The sequence below is a fragment of the Vreelandella hamiltonii genome, assembly GCF_014651795.1.
Classification (GTDB): domain Bacteria; phylum Pseudomonadota; class Gammaproteobacteria; order Pseudomonadales; family Halomonadaceae; genus Vreelandella; species Vreelandella hamiltonii.
The window spans coordinates 67,557-83,109 of record NZ_BMXO01000011.1 but is presented as its reverse complement, the minus strand read 5'-3'; the positions used below and the strand labels follow the sequence as shown (position 1 = coordinate 83,109).

13 protein-coding genes are annotated in these 15,553 nt (G+C 59.8%); 3 read left to right on the top strand and 10 right to left on the bottom strand.

The genetic code is table 11. The features are described 5' to 3' along the window. Positions 1-14: 14 nt before the first annotated feature. The 5 genes from pqqE to pqqA all read right to left on the bottom strand — a co-directional run bounded on the left by pqqE (position 15) and on the right by pqqA (position 3,530). On the bottom strand, positions 15-1,262 hold the full coding sequence (gene pqqE, locus IE061_RS12030) for a pyrroloquinoline quinone biosynthesis protein PqqE (protein ID WP_193461697.1): 1,248 nt from the start codon (positions 1,260-1,262) through the stop codon (positions 15-17). Then, positions 1,255-1,557: a pyrroloquinoline quinone biosynthesis peptide chaperone PqqD gene (gene pqqD / locus IE061_RS12025; RefSeq protein ID WP_212636725.1), complete on the bottom strand. Its 303-nt coding sequence runs from the start codon at positions 1,555-1,557 to the stop codon at positions 1,255-1,257. Before pqqD ends, pqqE begins: the two co-directional genes overlap by 8 nt. Before the next feature lie 31 nt (positions 1,558-1,588). Next, positions 1,589-2,377 carry a pyrroloquinoline-quinone synthase PqqC gene (gene pqqC / locus IE061_RS12020; RefSeq protein ID WP_193461696.1) on the bottom strand — a complete coding sequence of 263 codons (789 nt, stop codon included), beginning with the start codon at positions 2,375-2,377 and terminating at the stop codon, positions 1,589-1,591. Between the two features lie 65 nt (positions 2,378-2,442). Continuing rightward, positions 2,443-3,366 carry a pyrroloquinoline quinone biosynthesis protein PqqB gene (pqqB, locus tag IE061_RS12015; RefSeq protein ID WP_193461695.1) on the bottom strand — a complete coding sequence of 308 codons (924 nt, stop codon included), beginning with the start codon at positions 3,364-3,366 and terminating at the stop codon, positions 2,443-2,445. 92 nt (positions 3,367-3,458) lie between these two features. Next, positions 3,459-3,530 carry a pyrroloquinoline quinone precursor peptide PqqA gene (gene pqqA, locus IE061_RS12010; protein ID WP_081136035.1) on the bottom strand — a complete coding sequence of 24 codons (72 nt, stop codon included), beginning with the start codon at positions 3,528-3,530 and terminating at the stop codon, positions 3,459-3,461. A gap of 380 nt (positions 3,531-3,910) precedes the next feature. Between pqqA and IE061_RS12005 the strand changes: the two genes are divergently transcribed. Then, complete coding sequence (locus IE061_RS12005) at positions 3,911-5,482, top strand: Re/Si-specific NAD(P)(+) transhydrogenase subunit alpha (RefSeq protein ID WP_096921937.1); 1,572 nt, start codon at positions 3,911-3,913, stop codon at positions 5,480-5,482. 16 nt (positions 5,483-5,498) lie between these two features. Beyond that, positions 5,499-6,944, top strand: coding sequence for an NAD(P)(+) transhydrogenase (Re/Si-specific) subunit beta (locus tag IE061_RS12000; protein ID WP_193461694.1), 1,446 nt, complete (start codon positions 5,499-5,501; stop codon positions 6,942-6,944). Between the two features lie 59 nt (positions 6,945-7,003). Here IE061_RS12000 and IE061_RS11995 read toward each other — a convergent pair whose 3' ends face one another. The 5 genes from IE061_RS11995 to IE061_RS11975 are packed head-to-tail and all read right to left on the bottom strand — an operon-like array spanning position 7,004 to position 12,839. Then, a complete protein-coding gene (locus IE061_RS11995) occupies positions 7,004-10,453 on the bottom strand; it encodes a pilus assembly protein (protein ID WP_230478454.1) in 3,450 nt (1,149 codons plus the stop codon). Next, the gene (locus IE061_RS11990; protein ID WP_144980986.1) at positions 10,450-10,893 is read right to left on the bottom strand and encodes a pilus assembly PilX family protein; all 444 of its coding nucleotides are present in this window, start codon (positions 10,891-10,893) and stop codon (positions 10,450-10,452) included. The genes IE061_RS11995 and IE061_RS11990 overlap by 4 nt, the downstream gene beginning before the upstream one ends. Before the next feature lies 1 nt (position 10,894). Beyond that, positions 10,895-11,938: a PilW family protein gene (locus IE061_RS11985; protein WP_193461693.1), complete on the bottom strand. Its 1,044-nt coding sequence runs from the start codon at positions 11,936-11,938 to the stop codon at positions 10,895-10,897. 1 nt (position 11,939) lies between these two features. Continuing rightward, on the bottom strand, positions 11,940-12,347 hold the full coding sequence (pilV, locus tag IE061_RS11980; protein ID WP_039174951.1) for a type IV pilus modification protein PilV: 408 nt from the start codon (positions 12,345-12,347) through the stop codon (positions 11,940-11,942). Between the two features lie 21 nt (positions 12,348-12,368). Continuing rightward, positions 12,369-12,839, bottom strand: coding sequence for a GspH/FimT family pseudopilin (locus tag IE061_RS11975; protein WP_193461692.1), 471 nt, complete (start codon positions 12,837-12,839; stop codon positions 12,369-12,371). Positions 12,840-13,201: 362 nt separating this feature from the next. On the opposite strand from IE061_RS11975, the gene katG reads away from it, so the two are divergent. Further along, positions 13,202-15,355 (top strand): catalase/peroxidase HPI, encoded by a 2,154-nt coding sequence (gene katG, locus IE061_RS11970; protein WP_193461691.1) that lies wholly within the window; start codon positions 13,202-13,204, stop codon positions 15,353-15,355. The last annotated feature ends 198 nt before the right edge of the window (positions 15,356-15,553 follow it).

Sequence of the window (15,553 nt, the reverse complement as noted above, 5' to 3'; positions counted from 1 at the left end):
TAGGTTAACTAGGTTTATTGCCGATAAATCAGCTCGGGTGGTTGGCGGGGCGAAGGCGCTGCCAAGCCACTCTGACTTTCAGCCTGACCCTGCAACTGCTTTGTTTGCAACAGCTTTGACTGGCGAGCATTGCGGGGAATCAGGGTCGCTTGATCAGAAGTGATTGTGGCATTTTCTGTGATCAGGCACTCTAACAACCCATGCTGAGGAGAGTGTTGGCACACGGGGTCAGTGGCGTTCATATCACCGGTTAACAAATAAGCTTGGCAGCGGCAGCCGCCATGGTCTTTATCGCGATCGTCGCACTGTTGGCAAAGCGTCGGCATCCACTGGGTGCCGCGGAAACGGTTGAAGGCATCGCTTTGGTACCAAATGTCCTGCAGTGATGTCTCTTTGACGTTGGGAAACGCCATCGGCAGCTCCCTGGCGCTATGGCAAGGCAATACGGCACCATCTGGAGCAACGGTCATAAAAATACTGCCCCAACCGCCCATGCACGCTTTAGGCGCTTGTTCAAAGTAGTCCGGCACCACAAACAGCAATGACATATCGCGGCCACGCGCCGCGAGTGTTTCACGCCAGCGGTTGGTTTCCGCTTCGGCACGTATCAGCTGTTCACGGGTGGGCATCAGCGCTTGGCGGTTCAAAAACGCCCAGCCGTAATATTGGCAGTTGGCCAGTTCAACCGCATCTGCGCCTAGCTCATCGCAAAGCGCAATCAGGTCGCCAATTTGATCGATATTGTGCCGATGCAGCACCACGTTCAACACCATGGGGTAGCCTGCCGATTTGACGGCTTTGGCCATCGCCAGCTTGTTGGCGTGAGCCTTGGCAGAGCCTGCCAGCGCCTGGGCCAGTTCGGGGTCGGCGGCTTGTAGGCTGATCTGGATATGATCCAGACCTGCTTCTGCCAGGGCGTCTACCCGCTGGGCAGTGAGGCCCACGCCGGAGGTCAGCAGGTTGGTATAAAAGCCAAGCGTGCGTGCTTCACTTACTAGCGCTTCCAGGTCTTGGCGAATCAGCGGCTCGCCGCCGGAAAACCCTAACTGAGCCGCCCCCATGGCCCTGGCTTGGTGCAGTACGCTAAACCACGCATCGGTATCCAGCTCGTTTTGGTAGCGGGTAAAGGCCAGCGGGTTAGAGCAGTAAGCGCACTGCAGCGGGCAGCGGTAGGTGAGTTCCGCCAGCAGCCATAAAGGCGGTGAGGTCGCTTCAGCGGCTGGGTTGGCTGAATGTTGATTGAGCCTGTTTTTATTAGCCACAATGCACCTCCTTCACAGCTAGCCAGCCGTTGCTGCGGGCTTCATCGATAAACTGCACGACGTCGTCTGCTAAGGTCTCTGCGCCTGGGTAGCGCTGCTGTAGGGTGGCGATAATGTCGCCGATAGTTTGCTGGCCGTCGACCTGTTCAAGAATCGCGCCGGCAGTCGCGCTGAGCTTGACCATGCCCTCGGGGTAGAGAATAACGTGGCAGCCCTGAATGGCTTCCCACTGTAAGCGCCAGCCGCGTCGCAGCTGGTAAATATCGTGATGTGACATGGCGAGTTGTTGTGACATGGTGAATTCCCCAACGCTGGTCGATCATGGCCTAGTAATGTGAGTGCTCAAGCCCACGGTGATATACCGCTTCGCGGGTGACGGTGTGATAAGGCGGGCGGTCTAACTGATAGGCCATGGTCATGGCATCCAGCATGCTCCACAGCACATCGAGCTTAAATTGCAGAATGTCCAGCGCGCGCTGCTGCAGCGCCACGGTCGTACATACACCTAAGGCGATTTCCAGGCCATGCTCAACGTCTCGGCGGGCCTCGCTGAGCCGCTTGCGGAAATAGCGATAGCCCTGCTCGTTGATCCATGGGTAGTGCTGGGGCCAAGTATCCAAGCGGTTTTGGTGGGCAAGTGGCGCAAACAGTTCAGTCAGCGATGAGATCGCTGCCTCCTGCCAGGGCGCGCGGGCGACAAAGTGGCGGTAGGCATCAACTGCAAAGCGCACGCCGGGTAACACACGCTCTTGGGAAAGCAGCGTATGACGCGGTAACCCTACGGCTTCACCGAGCGCCAACCAGGCTTCAATTCCGCCTTCATGTTCAGCGTGGCCGTCGTGGTCAAGCAGGCGTTGTACCCATCGCCTGCGGGTAGCGGCATCGGGGCAGTTGGCCAGCAGCGCGGCATCTTTTTGGGGAATCATCAGCTGGTAGTAAAAGCGGTTAGCCACCCAGCCCTGCAGCTGCTCTCGGGTAAGTTCGCCATTGGCCATCGCCTGCTGAAAGGGGTGGTTAAGGTGGTAGTACTGCCCTTTACTCATTAGCGCTTCACGGAACGCCTCCCGGCTGAGCGGGGTGGTAGAAGCGCAGGGCGTTATCGCTGTCAGCGCCATGATCTATCTCCTGATTGTTATTGTTAGTGCTGCTGATGTCAGTGCTCTATAAAGAAACAGGTCGGCTATAGGGTAAGTTTCATACCGTCGTAAGCGGTTTCGACGCCTGCGGCCTGCACCGTTTTCGCTGCATCGCTTGCGCTGTCCAATATCGGATTAGTGTTGTTGATGTGAATCAAAATGCGCCGCGTGCTGCTGGGTAGTTCACTCAACAGTTCAAACATGCCGCCGTTGCCATTGAGCGCGAGATGACCCATTTGTTGGCCTGTAGAGGTGCCAACGCCGAGTGTCTGCATTTCATTGTCTTCCCACAGGGTGCCATCGACCATCACCACATCAGCAGCGTTTAAGAAACGCATCGCCAGCGGTGTTGGGTTGCCAAGCCCAGGGGCATAGCAAAGCGACTTGCCGCTGCGGCGGTCGACTATATACAGCCCTAAATTATCGCCACAGGAGGGTGCGCCGCGCCGTGGTGAGTAGGGCGGGGCATTGCTGTGTAGTGCAAAGGCGGTGAGTGCGATATCGGGCAGAAAGGGAATCGAAAATTCGGTAACTTCCTGCTGATTTTCCAACCCAATCGGCTGCCACTGCAGTCCGCCCCAGTGCTCCAGCATCGGGAAGAGCGGAAAGCCGGTAGATAAATCGCGATGCACATTGGGCGTGCACCATACCTCCAGCGGGCAGCCCTCTCTTAGTGAAAGTAGCCCGGTGACGTGGTCGATCTGGGCATCCACCAGCAGCACGCCGCGAATACCGCTGCCACGCAGCTCGCTTGGCCATAATTCCGGATTAGCATTGAGCTGGGCGCGAATGTCAGGGGATGCATTGCATAGCAACCACTGTTTGCCATCCACGCTTAACGCGATCGATGACTGGGTGCGCGGCTGATGGTCGGCACTGCCCTGGCGAGCGTGATAGCAGTTCGGACAGTTGCAATTCCACTGGGGAAAGCCGCCGCCTGCGGCAGCCCCAAGAACTAAAACCTGCATAGGCTGGCCTCCTACGTTGGTGCTGCGGTGAAAGCCCCTGCCCGGTAAGAATGAGTTGCTAAAGACAGGGGCCGCGGCTCGGTTGCTAGAGATTAGCGGGTAGAGATATACAGCGTTACTTCAAAACCAAGGCGCATATCGTGATAGGTCGGTTTGGTCCACATAAGAGACTCTCCTGCGTTGTTAATCATGTTGTTGTGAGTGTTCATGCGAGTGTTGATATGGGAGTTGGTGGCAGTTCATCGTGTTTGCCCTACCCACTTCTTCAGTTAATCACTGGTAGGGCAAACTGCCTGCGGTACTTTGGGAGTAGTTTTCTCGCCCTTTTGGTGGGGATTGATGCCAATTCAAGTGCATGTTGTAGTTAAACAACGCAGTTGAATCCAAGGTTGAATAGTAACTGGCGGTCGCCGCGTTAGATCCTAGACTGCTATCTGGCGTAATCACTTGCGCTAGCAGTAAGGTTCAGCGCTCAATGGCCAGGGGTGAAAACGTAAGCGTTTTGGTACTGGCGCTGGAAATGGGCTAACCAGGGAGAACGCGTGTGAAAATAGGCGCACCAAAAGAGAGTGCTAAAGGCGAGGCGCGGGTCGCGCTGACGCCGGACAGCGCGCAGCAGCTCCACAAGCTGGGCCATGAGTGCCTGGTAGAAGCGGGTGCGGGGGCCGGGGCCGGGTTCAGTGATGAGGCGTACCGGGCGGCTGGCGTCACCGTGGTCGAACATGCCGAGGCGCTATGGCAAGAAGCCGACGTGGTCGTCAAGGTACGGGAGCCCTCCGAGCAAGAGGCACAGCGGCTGCGCGAAGGCCAAACGCTGATCGCGTTCTTCTGGCCAGCCCAACACGCGGCGCTGCTGGAAACCTGCAAAGCTCAGGGTGCCACCGTGATTGCCATGGACATGGTGCCGCGTATTTCTCGGGCCCAGAAGATGGATGCGCTCTCTTCCATGGCCAACATTGCGGGCTATCGGGCGGTGATCGAGGCGGGCAACAATTTTGGCCGCTTCTTTACTGGCCAGGTGACCGCGGCGGGCAAGGTGCCCCCTGCCAAGGTGTTGGTGATCGGGGCGGGCGTGGCGGGGTTGGCGGCAATCGGTACCGCTACCAGCCTGGGGGCTGTGGTGCGCGCCTTCGATGTACGCCCGGAAGTTTCCGAGCAGATCGAGTCCATGGGCGCCGAGTTTCTGTTCCTCGATTTCGAAGACGCCCAGGACGGCGCGGAAAGCGGTGGCTATGCCTCGCCCTCCAGCCCTGAGTTCCGCGAAAAGCAGCTGGCATGTTTCCGCGCGCAGGCGCCCGAGGTGGACATCGTCATCACCACGGCACTGATTCCTGGCAAACCCGCGCCCAAACTGTGGTTGGACGACATGGTGGCGGCCATGAAACCCGGCTCGGTGATCGTCGACCTGGCCGCCGAAAAGGGCGGCAACTGCGACCTCACCCAGCCCGATGCGCGCGTGGTGAGCGATAACGGCGTAGTGGTGATTGGCTATACCGACTTCCCCTCACGCATGGCCACCCAGGCGTCGTTGCTGTATGCCACCAACATTCGCCATATGCTCAGTGACTTGACGCCGGAGAAGGATGGCGTGCTCCACCACAATATGGATGACGATGTGATTCGTGGGGCCACGGTGACCCACCAGGGGGAAATCACCTTTCCTCCACCTCCGCCCAAGGTCAAAGCCATTGGCGCGGCCAAGCCTAAGAAGAAAGAGAAGCAGCCCTCGCCGGAAGAGAAGAAGGCCACCGAACAGGCGGCTTTCAAAGCACAGACCAAGCGCCAGGTCGGCCTGTTGGCGGCAGGCGGTGCCGTGATGCTGCTGCTGGGGCAAGTCGCGCCAGCGTCGTTCATGCAGCATTTTATCGTCTTCGTGCTGGCCTGCTTCATTGGCTTCCAGGTGATCTGGAACGTGAGCCACTCGCTGCATACGCCTCTCATGGCGGTGACCAATGCCATTTCCGGGATCATCATCCTGGGGGCCATCCTGCAGATGGGGTCGGGGAGCGGTGTGGTGAGCGTACTGGCGGCGATTTCGGTACTGATCGCGTCTATCAATATCGTGGGTGGCTTCCAGGTGACACGCCGGATGCTGGCCATGTTCCAGAAATCCTGAGCGGCGGAGAAACGATATGCTAGGACAAGGGTTCGTATCTGCCGCGGCCATTGCGGCTAGCGTGCTGTTCATTCTTTCGTTGGGTGGGCTGAGCAACCAGGAAAAGGCCAAACGTGCCGTATGGTACGGCATCGTCGGGATGGCGGTGGCGGTGCTGTTCACCGCCTTCGGCCCCGGTATTGGCGGCTATGGGTGGCTGATCCCGATGATGGTGATCGGCGCCGGGATAGGGGTTTACGTGGCGGGCAAGGTCGAGATGACCGAAATGCCTCAACTGGTCGCGGCGCTGCACAGCTTTGTCGGGTTGGCGGCGGTGTTCGTGGCCTGGAGTGCCGACCTGGAGCGTCGCCGAGTGATGGCCGCGCGGGCTGCCGATGGCGTGATGCAGGAGTTTTCTGCGTTTGCTGCGCTGGTGGCCACCAAGGCACCGGACGAGCTGACCTTTCTGCAGATCGAGGTCGTGTTCGCCATCTTCATCGGCGCGGTGACCTTTACCGGCTCCGTGGTGGCCTTTGGCAAACTGGCTGGCAAGGTGGATGGCAAACCTCGCCAACTGCCCGGTGGACATAGGCTCAATGCCGGAGCGGCGGCGCTGTCGCTCTTGCTGGCGATCCTGTACCTCAATGGCGCGGGCTTCTGGACACTGCTCCTGCTGGCGGCACTGGCGTTCTTCATTGGCTACCACCTGATCATGGGCATCGGCGGGGCGGACATGCCCGTGGTGGTGTCGATGCTCAACAGCTACTCCGGCTGGGCGGCGGCGGCAGTGGGCTTCACTCTCTCCAATGACCTGTTGATCGTGACCGGGGCCCTGGTGGGCTCCTCCGGGGCCATTCTTTCCTACATCATGTGCAAGGCGATGAACCGCAACTTCATCAGCGTGATTCTGGGGGGCTTTGGGGGCACTCAGGGGCCTGCCGCCGAGATCGAAGGCGAGCAGGTGGCCATCGATGCCAGCGGCGTTGCCTCGGCCTTGAACGACGCCGACAGTGTCATCATCGTGCCCGGGTACGGTATGGCCGTGGCGCAGGCGCAGGCGGCGGTCAGCGACCTGGTACGCAAGCTGCGCGCTGCGGGTAAAACCGTGCGCTTTGCGATTCATCCGGTGGCTGGGCGTTTGCCGGGGCACATGAACGTGCTGCTGGCGGAAGCCAAGGTGCCCTACGATATCGTGCTGGAAATGGACGAAATCAACGACGACTTCGCCACCACCGACGTGGTCATCGTCATCGGCTCCAACGACATCGTGAACCCCGCCGCCGAAGAGGACCCCAATAGCCCCATCGCGGGCATGCCGATACTCAAGGTGTGGGAAGCCAAGCAGGTGTTCGTCAGCAAGCGTGGCCAGGGCACCGGCTACTCGGGCATCGAGAACCCTCTGTTCTTCAAGGAGAACACGCGAATGTTCTACGGCGATGCACGGGATAGCGTGAATGCCCTGCTACCGCTGGTCGAAGGATGAGTGACGCTGGAAGATGAACTCGGGGAGCCCATGGGCTCCCCGATTTGTTGGCTGGTTGGTCAGCCGTCGGTCTCTTCGTCGGTGAGCTGCCGCCAGGCGCGACGGCCCAGGTGGTCGGCGTTGAAGCCGATGGTGATGGAACCATCGCCATTGGGAGACGCGCTGGGATCGTCGGGGTTACCCACGAACAGGCGCTCTACCTGGCCATCGTTGACTCCGACCAGCCGCTCGCCGGTACCTGCCTGAAGGCCTGTGATGGCATCGCCGTTGATGGTGGCGTCGCTGTCTGGCTGGCCATCGCCGTTGAAGTCGAAGGTGGTCATGCCACCACTGCCGCCGGTATCGGCCAGCAAGGACATGAAGAAGCCTTCCCGGCCGCCGCCGCAGGGGTCGGATTCATCAGGGAGCAGCGTCGAGAAGCGAACACGGCGCGGCAGGCTGCTCGAAATCGAGGGTGCAGCAATCACGCGCTCTCCGGGAGGCAGTTCGATGCGCCAGCCGCGCTGGTTACTGGAAGGCGCAAGGTTGGTGCTCGCCCGCAGGTTGAAACCATCTCGCGACGCATTGCCGCTAATGCGCTGGGTCAACAGGTCCGATGTGCCATAGGTCGTCGTGCGGCCGACACGGTCCTGAATGCCCAGAAACTGCTGCGTGGCATTGTTGCCAATGTCGCCCGAGCGGAAATAGCTGCCGGTGCCGAACATGACCATCAGCGTATCGGGGGAGCCGCTGCTCAGCGTCACCGCTGGGGCAGAGGTAATGGGCTGGCTGGCGCTGTCCTGGTAAAGCCGATTGATGCTGCTGCCTGCCGTGAGCGGGAAGCGCCACATATTGCCTGCCAGGTCGCCAGCGTAAGCAAAGCGCGCACCGTTGTAGCTGGGCCAGGCCGTGACGGTGGGCGTTGCCAAACCGTTGGGGGCCGCTTCGCTACCGGTGTTGGTTTTGAGGTGCGCAATGAGGCGACCGGTCGTGAGGTTGACCACAAACAGCGAGGCCTGATAGCCAACGCTGTTGTAGCCATTGCCGAAGATGGCCGCCCAGGTACCGTCGGTGAGCTGGGTAATGGTGGGTTGGCTGACCCCCGTACCCAGTTCCGGATGGCGGAACTCCCAGAGCACGCTGTTGGCTCCCATGTTGGCGGGGTTGCTTACATCCAGTGCAAACACCGTACGGCCACCCGCACCCATGGTGCCGACGGCAACGGCTGAAGGCCCACCGGAAATGTTGACGTCGCGAACGGCTGGGGTGCCGTCGACGAAGTAGCGGTGGTTATAGTCGGTACGCGTCAGGGAGCGGATGGGCGGCGCTTCCCCTTGTGTCAACTCTGACGGCAGATACGCGAATAGCTCCTGTCCCGTGTTGGCATGAAAACCATGCAGCATGCCGTCGTTGGCGGCCACCATCAGCAGCGGCGGGCGGCTGCCTGCCCCTTGCAGAAGCACCGGATTGGCGTTGATGATATCGCCCAGCAACGACTGCCGGGTGCGTAACCCCTGCACGTTTTCGCCCTGCAGCCAGCGCACCTCGGCGCTGGTCAGGCCACTGGTCTCTGCGCTGAGCAGGGCGCCTGCGCGGCTGCCGTTTTCCAGCCGCCGAGTCGTCAGCAAGCGGCGGTTGCCTGCCTGCTGGGCAAGCTGCGTTTCGGCATTCCAGCGGCTGCTCCTGCTGCCATCTGCTTGAACGGCAAAAGCCGCCAGACGGCCCGACCAGTCCTCGCTTCTAAACCCCGCCGTATAGAGCAGATTGCCGTCTTCCACGCCGAATTCGTCGCTGTTGACTGCCGCCGAGGTGTTGGATTGAGACGCGGCGATGATGCTGCCCAGCACCTGCTGCATCACCTGATTCAACGAGGCTTCGTCGTTGGCAAAGTAGGCACGCTCGGTGCCTCCGGCGCGGGCCAGGTCGCCCAGCGGGTCGTCCGAGACATTGGGGAGGTTGGCGATGTCCGGCGGCAGGTTGAAGCCGACCACGTAGGTGCGCACAGGGTTTGTGAGCCGAGCCCCGGTATCGTCATAAAGCCGTTTGATGGCTGCCTCGGCGCTGGCTAATGCGCCACTGACGTTATTACCCAGCGAGTTGCCAAAGCGGTCCACTGAAGGTAAGCCATCGGTCAGCCAGATATTGGCATTGATCAAGCACTGCTGGGCGTCGGGATTATTGAGGTTGGGAATCGAGATGCCTGCACGGCGCCCCTGGTTGGTGCCAAACGCACTGCCGCTGCCACTGTTGTTCAAGAAGTAATCACGCGCGGTGTACATGGTGCCTTCGATAGGGGTCAAGCCCGTTGCCAACAGCGGCCAACTGGGGTCGGTCATGGGGTTGCCGCTACCGTTCCACTCGTGGCGCTGGGTGCCCAGCTTGGTCTCGATCGCCTCCCAATGGGCTGCGTTTACCGTCCCGTCGTTATTGAGCCCACCAATGGGCACGTGCAGGTAGCCTAGCCCTGGGGACGAGGTCGTCCGCCACTCCCACTGGTTGAGCTGCATGGAGGCCGTGTGTGCCCCCCAGTTGGGGATGCCCCGCTGACGCAGGCTGTCGACCAGCGGCAGGGTGAAATTCGAGTTCACCGGGTTGCTGTAGGAAACGCCGTCACCAATGGAGGGCGAGTTCGAACCGCCCGTGGTCAAGCCTCGGTAGCGCTCGGACAATTGATCGGACGTGGCCGTCGGGTTGGAGATACGCCGCCAATACTCGGTCACATCATTGCGCGGTAGGCCGGTCGAGAAATTTTCCTCGAACATGTAGCCAGGCACGCCCACGTTGAAGAACGCATAGATATTGGTGCCAGGCAGTCTGGCCCGATAGCGCTTGGTCGTGGCATTCCATGCCCCGTCAAAGTTCGGGTCGTACCAGCTGGGGTTGGCATTGCTGGAGTAACGTGCCGCCAGGCCGCGCTCGGTGAGTCGCCATACGACGGTGCTGCCACTAAAGGCTGCGTCGCGCGTACGCGAGGCGGGGTTTTGCTGGTAGGCCATCAGCCCCAGGTTCAAGTCGCCACGGTAACGCTCGATCAGGTCGCGGCCTACGCGCTTCATGATGCTCGACTTGCTCAGCGGCGAGCGTGCGCCAGCGGGGCACGCGGAAGCATTGAACGTATTGGGTTGGCAGGCCGCCAGGTTTTCACGATCGCCAGGCTGGTTGCCCACGGCGACCCGGCCATCCAAGCCCTCCTGGCCACTTTCCGAGTTGTCCAGGATCAGCAGAACGTTGGGGGGAACGCGGCTCACCACGTTCAAAGGTGCCGGAGAAACACCGACCCGGTCATTGGGAATATCGAAATTTTCATCGATAGGGTCGTCGCCACCGCCACCAATGGGAGGCTCTGGTTCCGGTGGTGGGGTTGGCTCAGGTTCAGGTTCAGGCTCAGGCGTTGGTTCGGGCTCGGTGGGGGGCGTCGGCGTTGGGTCGGTGGGCGGAGGAAAGGTACCCGCACCAAAGGCAGGCTGCCCCAGTGCGCCGAAGGTAAGCGCCGTGGTGAGCATGAATACAGCAAAGGATCTTTGGGTCATGGAACTGCCACCTCCACCTGCTGCTGACGAACGAACAAGGATTCCAGCCAGACACTCGTGTCTTCACCACGACCAAACCCCTGTGCCTCGACGCGGTATAGAATTTCGATGATTTCACCACTCTCATTGCTGGAGCGTGAGCCGATGGGTGCGAGCATGCGTACGCGGTAGCGTGGGTTGCGGTTGAGCTCAGCCATGTTCATTGCATGGGTCGTCCATGCTGCCGAAGGATCGTTGCCGTTTTGCAAGCGTGTCTCGGCTTCTCGCAAGGCAGCCTCGGCTGCCTGAAAGGCAATGCTGTGGTCGCGTTGGCTGGAGGCCATGCGGTCCTGTGTCATGGCCCCTTGCATGGACGAAAGGCTCAGTATCGTCACGATGGCCAGGAAAATCAGGCTGAGCACCAGCGCCATGCCTTGCTGTGGGTGGCCTCGCGTCGACATGTCAGCGGTTCCTCAAGGCGATGGTGGTGGTGAACGCCTGATACAGTCGTCCTTCACCGCCGATAAAGGCGTTGGCGCCTCGGAAGTTGCCTACGGCCAGGGTGGTGTCGGCATTGCGCAGGTTGGGCCGGTCGCTTTGCACGATCAGGGTAATGCGTACCGCCCGTACGGCGGGCCATAGGGCATCGTCGATGTCATCCGCTGCGAGATAGTCATCGTCCACCAGAAACGCTGTCCGCATGGCCACCACATGGCTGGCCACGATTTCATTGCGTGGCGTGGCTTGACTGATATCCAGCCGCATCAGTGCTGGAGTGTCATTGTTGTCCGGGTCAAGGCCCAGGTAGTAGATGGCACTGCCCAGCGCGCTCAGCGATACGTCTTGCCCTGACTGATAGCCGAGCCCGCTGGCAGCACCCCAAAGGCTGGTATTGGCCGCTACGTTACTCTGCCAACCCGAGGTGCTGGCTTTTCGCAGTACGCTAGTATCATTAGCATTATTGGAGGTGTTATAGAAAATATCGCAGTTCAACAGGCCCTGCAGCAGCACCAGCCGTTGATTGAACACGGCACCTGTTTGCGCGTTCAAGGTGATCTGTTGATTGCTGTCGACGCTGGCGATCTCCAAGGAGTCATCGGCAAAGCCAGTGCGTGCAATCAGGCCGCCTCGAAACGCCAGCACGTCCTGATTGGCCAGCGGGCTATTCAAGCTGTCGGCAAAATCGGCGTTGGAGATATCCCGCCATGCCTGTAGCGGCAGGGGCGCGCTGCTGGCATCGGCAATGTTGCGTACGTGCACGGTGGTTTGCGGCAAGGCGCAGCCGCCGCTGTAGTCGGTTTGGCGCAATTCGCGTGACAGCGTATCCAGGGCAAATCGGCCTGTGTCCTGCATATCGGCCAGGGCCGTCTGGAAGCGAAAGCTCTGCTGCGACGAAATGAACAGCTGCGTCGCCCCCGCCATGACCAGAAGGCCAATGACCATGGCCACCAGCAGCTCGACCAGCGTAAAACCCGCCTGGGTTTGAGGGGGAGTGACATGGCTCACGCTAGAGCTCCGATACCAGTTGGATTTGCCGAACGTCGTCGGGGGCGGAGGTATCGTCCCAGCGCACCGTGACACTGACGCGCCGATTGGCCACCTCGATGCCGCCTTCGCCACCGGGCAGTGCTGCGGCCAGGTCCTCTACCCACTGTGTCTGGTCACGGCCGGGAAGGCCGCTCCCTCCGGGGGCGCTGCCTAATCCCAGTGTGTAGGAGGCGGCTTGTTCGCGATTGGCACGCACTCTGTCCAGCATGTCTTGTGCCATGTTGGTGGCCTGGGTTTCGAAATAAGCGGCGCGGTTGTGCACCAGGGATTGGGTTTGTAGCCCCAGCACGCCCAGCAGGCCGATCGACAGCACCAGTAGGGCAATCAACGATTCCAGCAGTGAAATACCGCTTTGGGCCTTGGGCATCAGGTCATACTCGACGTTGAGTTAGTCACAGGCTTGCCGCTGGGTCAGCACCCGGGAGATTCCGCTAGGCTCCACACGCACGCAGCGGCCGATATCACCCAGCGTTAGCGAGACATTCTGAGAGGTAAAGTCGGCACCCACCAACCGCCCCAGGCTGTTGAAGCTGAAATTCGCTGGCGCATCTTCGATCGTCAGGTCCGCCGCAGAGGGCTCCCAGCGGCGCAGGCTTTCACCGTTGGCGATCACTTCCCAACCCGTGCTCCACCCTCCGGCGGCAGGCTGCAGGCGAACTGTCTGATTACGTCGTACGGCCTCGCTGCGCGCAAAGCTCAGCGCTATCTTGTAATCATTGGTCGTCGTGATGACCCGATTCTCCTGGATGATTCTGGCGAAGCTGGGAACCGCGATGGTGGCCAGCGTGGCAAACAGGGCAAGCGCGACCAGCAATTCCAGCAAGGTAAAGCCGGTGGAGAGACGTTTTGTCGTCAGCATGCAGTGCTACTCTGATAGTCGAAAGGCCGAGTACCACCTGACCAGATTCATCATATCGTTGTTTGATTTTACGTCATGAAAGTATAGCGTTAATAGGGGGACGGGCACGAACCCTGAACGTGGGTATCGGTCATCCTCGTCAACGCTCGTATAAGGGGTATCGACGTAAAGGCCAAAATATTCAATAGTCGAGAGCTATTGAATTGGTCAGAAAATGCAAATTGTGGCTATCGGCAAGGTGCTATAAAACTGTGACACATCAATAATGCATCCGAGGCGCCAGCAATCATCGTCTTTAGCGTGGATGCACGGCACTTGTTCCCTTGGTCATTCCAAGGCATAGAGCAATAAGGGAGAGAGCTATGAGCGGTAAATGTCCTGTCATGCATGGCGGCAACACATCGACTGGTACTGCCAATAAGGATTGGTGGCCGGAAGGTCTGAATCTGGATATCTTGCATCAGCAAGACCGTAAATCGGACCCGATGGGCGCAGACTTCAACTACCGTGAAGAAGTGCGCAAGCTCGACTTCGACGCACTGAAAAAAGACGTTCATGCGCTGATGACCGATAGCCAGGAGTGGTGGCCCGCTGATTGGGGACACTACGGTGGCTTGATGATTCGTATGGCGTGGCACTCCGCAGGCACCTACCGCATCGCCGATGGCCGTGGGGGCGGTGGCACTGGCAGCCAGCGCTTTGCGCCGCTCAACTCCTGGCCGGACAACGTCAGCCTGGACAAGGCGCGTCGTCTGCTGTGGCCGATCAAGAAAAAGTACGGCAACAAGATCAGCTGGGCCGACCTGATGATCCTGGCAGGTACCGTGGCCTATGAGTCCATGGGTCTGCCCTCCTACGGCTTCTCGTTTGGCCGTGCGGACATCTGGGAGCCGGAAAAAGATATCTATTGGGGCAACGAGAAAGAGTGGCTGGCGCCCTCCGACGAGCGCTACGGCGATGTCGAAAAGCCCGAGACCATGGAAAACCCGCTGGCGGCCGTTCAGATGGGGCTTATCTATGTGAACCCGGAAGGCGTGAATGGCCAGCCCGACCCGCTGAAAACCGCTCAGCAAGTGCGCGAAACCTTTGCTCGCATGGCGATGAACGACGAAGAAACGGCCGCGCTGACGGCGGGTGGTCACACCGTCGGTAAATGTCATGGTAACGGCGATGCCGGTGCCCTGGGTGCCGAGCCAGAAGCGTCCGATGTCGAAAACCAGGGCTTTGGCTGGAACAACCCGCATATGGACGGTAAAGCCAGCAAGGCGGTCACGTCGGGCATCGAAGGGGCGTGGACGACCAACCCGACTAAATTCGACATGGGTTACTTCGACCTGCTGTTCGGCTACGAGTGGGAGCTGAGAAAGAGCCCCGCCGGTGCCCACCAGTGGGAGCCGATCGATATCAAAGAAGAAGACAAGCCGGTCGATGCCACCGACCCCTCCATTCGCCATAACCCGATCATGACCGATGCGGACATGGCGATGAAGGTGGATCCGACGTATCGCGCCATCTGTGAAAAATTCATGGCGGACCCGGAGTACTTCAAGCAGACCTTCGCGAAGGCCTGGTTCAAGCTGACCCACCGCGACCTGGGCCCGAAAGCGCGCTACATCGGCCCGGAAGTACCGGCGGAAGACCTGATCTGGCAGGATCCGGTGCCCGCAGGCAGCACCGACTACTGTGAAGAAGTCGTCAAGCAGAAGATTGCGGCCAGCGGTTTGTCCATCGGCGATATGGTCGCGACGGCCTGGGACAGTGCCCGTACTTACCGTGGTTCCGACATGCGCGGTGGCGCCAACGGCGCGCGTATTCGTCTGGCACCGCAAAAGGATTGGCAGGGTAACGAGCCCGAGCGTTTGGCCAAAGTGCTCAGCGTTTACGAGCAGATTTCAGCCGACACCGGTGCCAGCGTGGCGGATATCATCGTGCTGGCGGGTAGCGTCGGTATCGAGCAAGCTGCCAAGGTAGCGGGCTACGATATCCGTGTGCCCTTCCTGAAAGGCCGTGGCGACGCAACGGATGAGTTGACCGATGCGGACTCTTTCGCACCGCTGGAGCCGCTGGCCGATGGCTTCCGCAACTGGCAGAAGAAAGAGTACATCGTGAAGCCGGAAGAGATGCTGCTCGACCGTGCGCAGCTGATGGGCCTGACAGGCCCGGAAATGACCGTGCTGCTGGGTGGCATGCGTGTGCTGGGCACCAACTACGGTGGCACCAAGCACGGCGTCTTCACGGACCGTGAAGGCCAGTTGACCAACGACTTCTTCGTCAACCTGACCGACATGGCCAACACCTGGAAGCCGGTGGGCAGCAACGCCTACGAAATTCGCGACCGCAAGACCGGTGCCGTGAAATGGACCGCCTCGCGGGTGGATCTGGTGTTTGGCTCCAACTCGCTGCTGCGCTCCTACGCCGAAGTGTATGCCCAGGACGATAACGCCGAGAAATTCGTCAAGGATTTCGTGTCCGCCTGGACGAAGGTGATGAATGCGGATCGCTTTGACGTCGCGTAATCACTATTAGTGCCAGCAAAAACCCCGCATCTCAAGATGCGGGGTTTTTGTATCTGCAGCCCTCGAGTCTTTACGTGCCAAAGTCCTTTCTGAGGTGCTCTGAACATGCTACGGCCAACAGGCATATCAAGAAATCCTCTACAGCGGATAATTGCGAAAAATCCTTTACAGAGGATAAGATGCGCCTTATCCGCTAAA

Bases quoted from the DNA above. Each gene is read 5' to 3' on its own strand.
- pqqD (WP_212636725.1), bottom strand. From the start codon at position 1,557: ATGTCACAACAACTCGCCATGTCACATCACGATATTTACCAGCTGCGA.
- pqqC (WP_193461696.1), bottom strand. From the start codon at position 2,377: ATGGCGCTGACAGCGATAACGCCCTGCGCTTCTACCACCCCGCTCAGC.
- pilV (WP_039174951.1), bottom strand. From the start codon at position 12,347: ATGCCCAAGGCCCAAAGCGGTATTTCACTGCTGGAATCGTTGATTGCC.
- pqqB (WP_193461695.1), bottom strand. From the start codon at position 3,366: ATGCAGGTTTTAGTTCTTGGGGCTGCCGCAGGCGGCGGCTTTCCCCAG.
- IE061_RS11975 (WP_193461692.1), bottom strand. From the start codon at position 12,839: ATGCTGACGACAAAACGTCTCTCCACCGGCTTTACCTTGCTGGAATTG.
- IE061_RS11995 (WP_230478454.1), bottom strand. From the start codon at position 10,453: ATGACCCAAAGATCCTTTGCTGTATTCATGCTCACCACGGCGCTTACC.
- katG (WP_193461691.1), top strand. From the start codon at position 13,202: ATGAGCGGTAAATGTCCTGTCATGCATGGCGGCAACACATCGACTGGT.
- IE061_RS12000 (WP_193461694.1), top strand. From the start codon at position 5,499: ATGCTAGGACAAGGGTTCGTATCTGCCGCGGCCATTGCGGCTAGCGTG.
- IE061_RS11990 (WP_144980986.1), bottom strand. From the start codon at position 10,893: ATGTCGACGCGAGGCCACCCACAGCAAGGCATGGCGCTGGTGCTCAGC.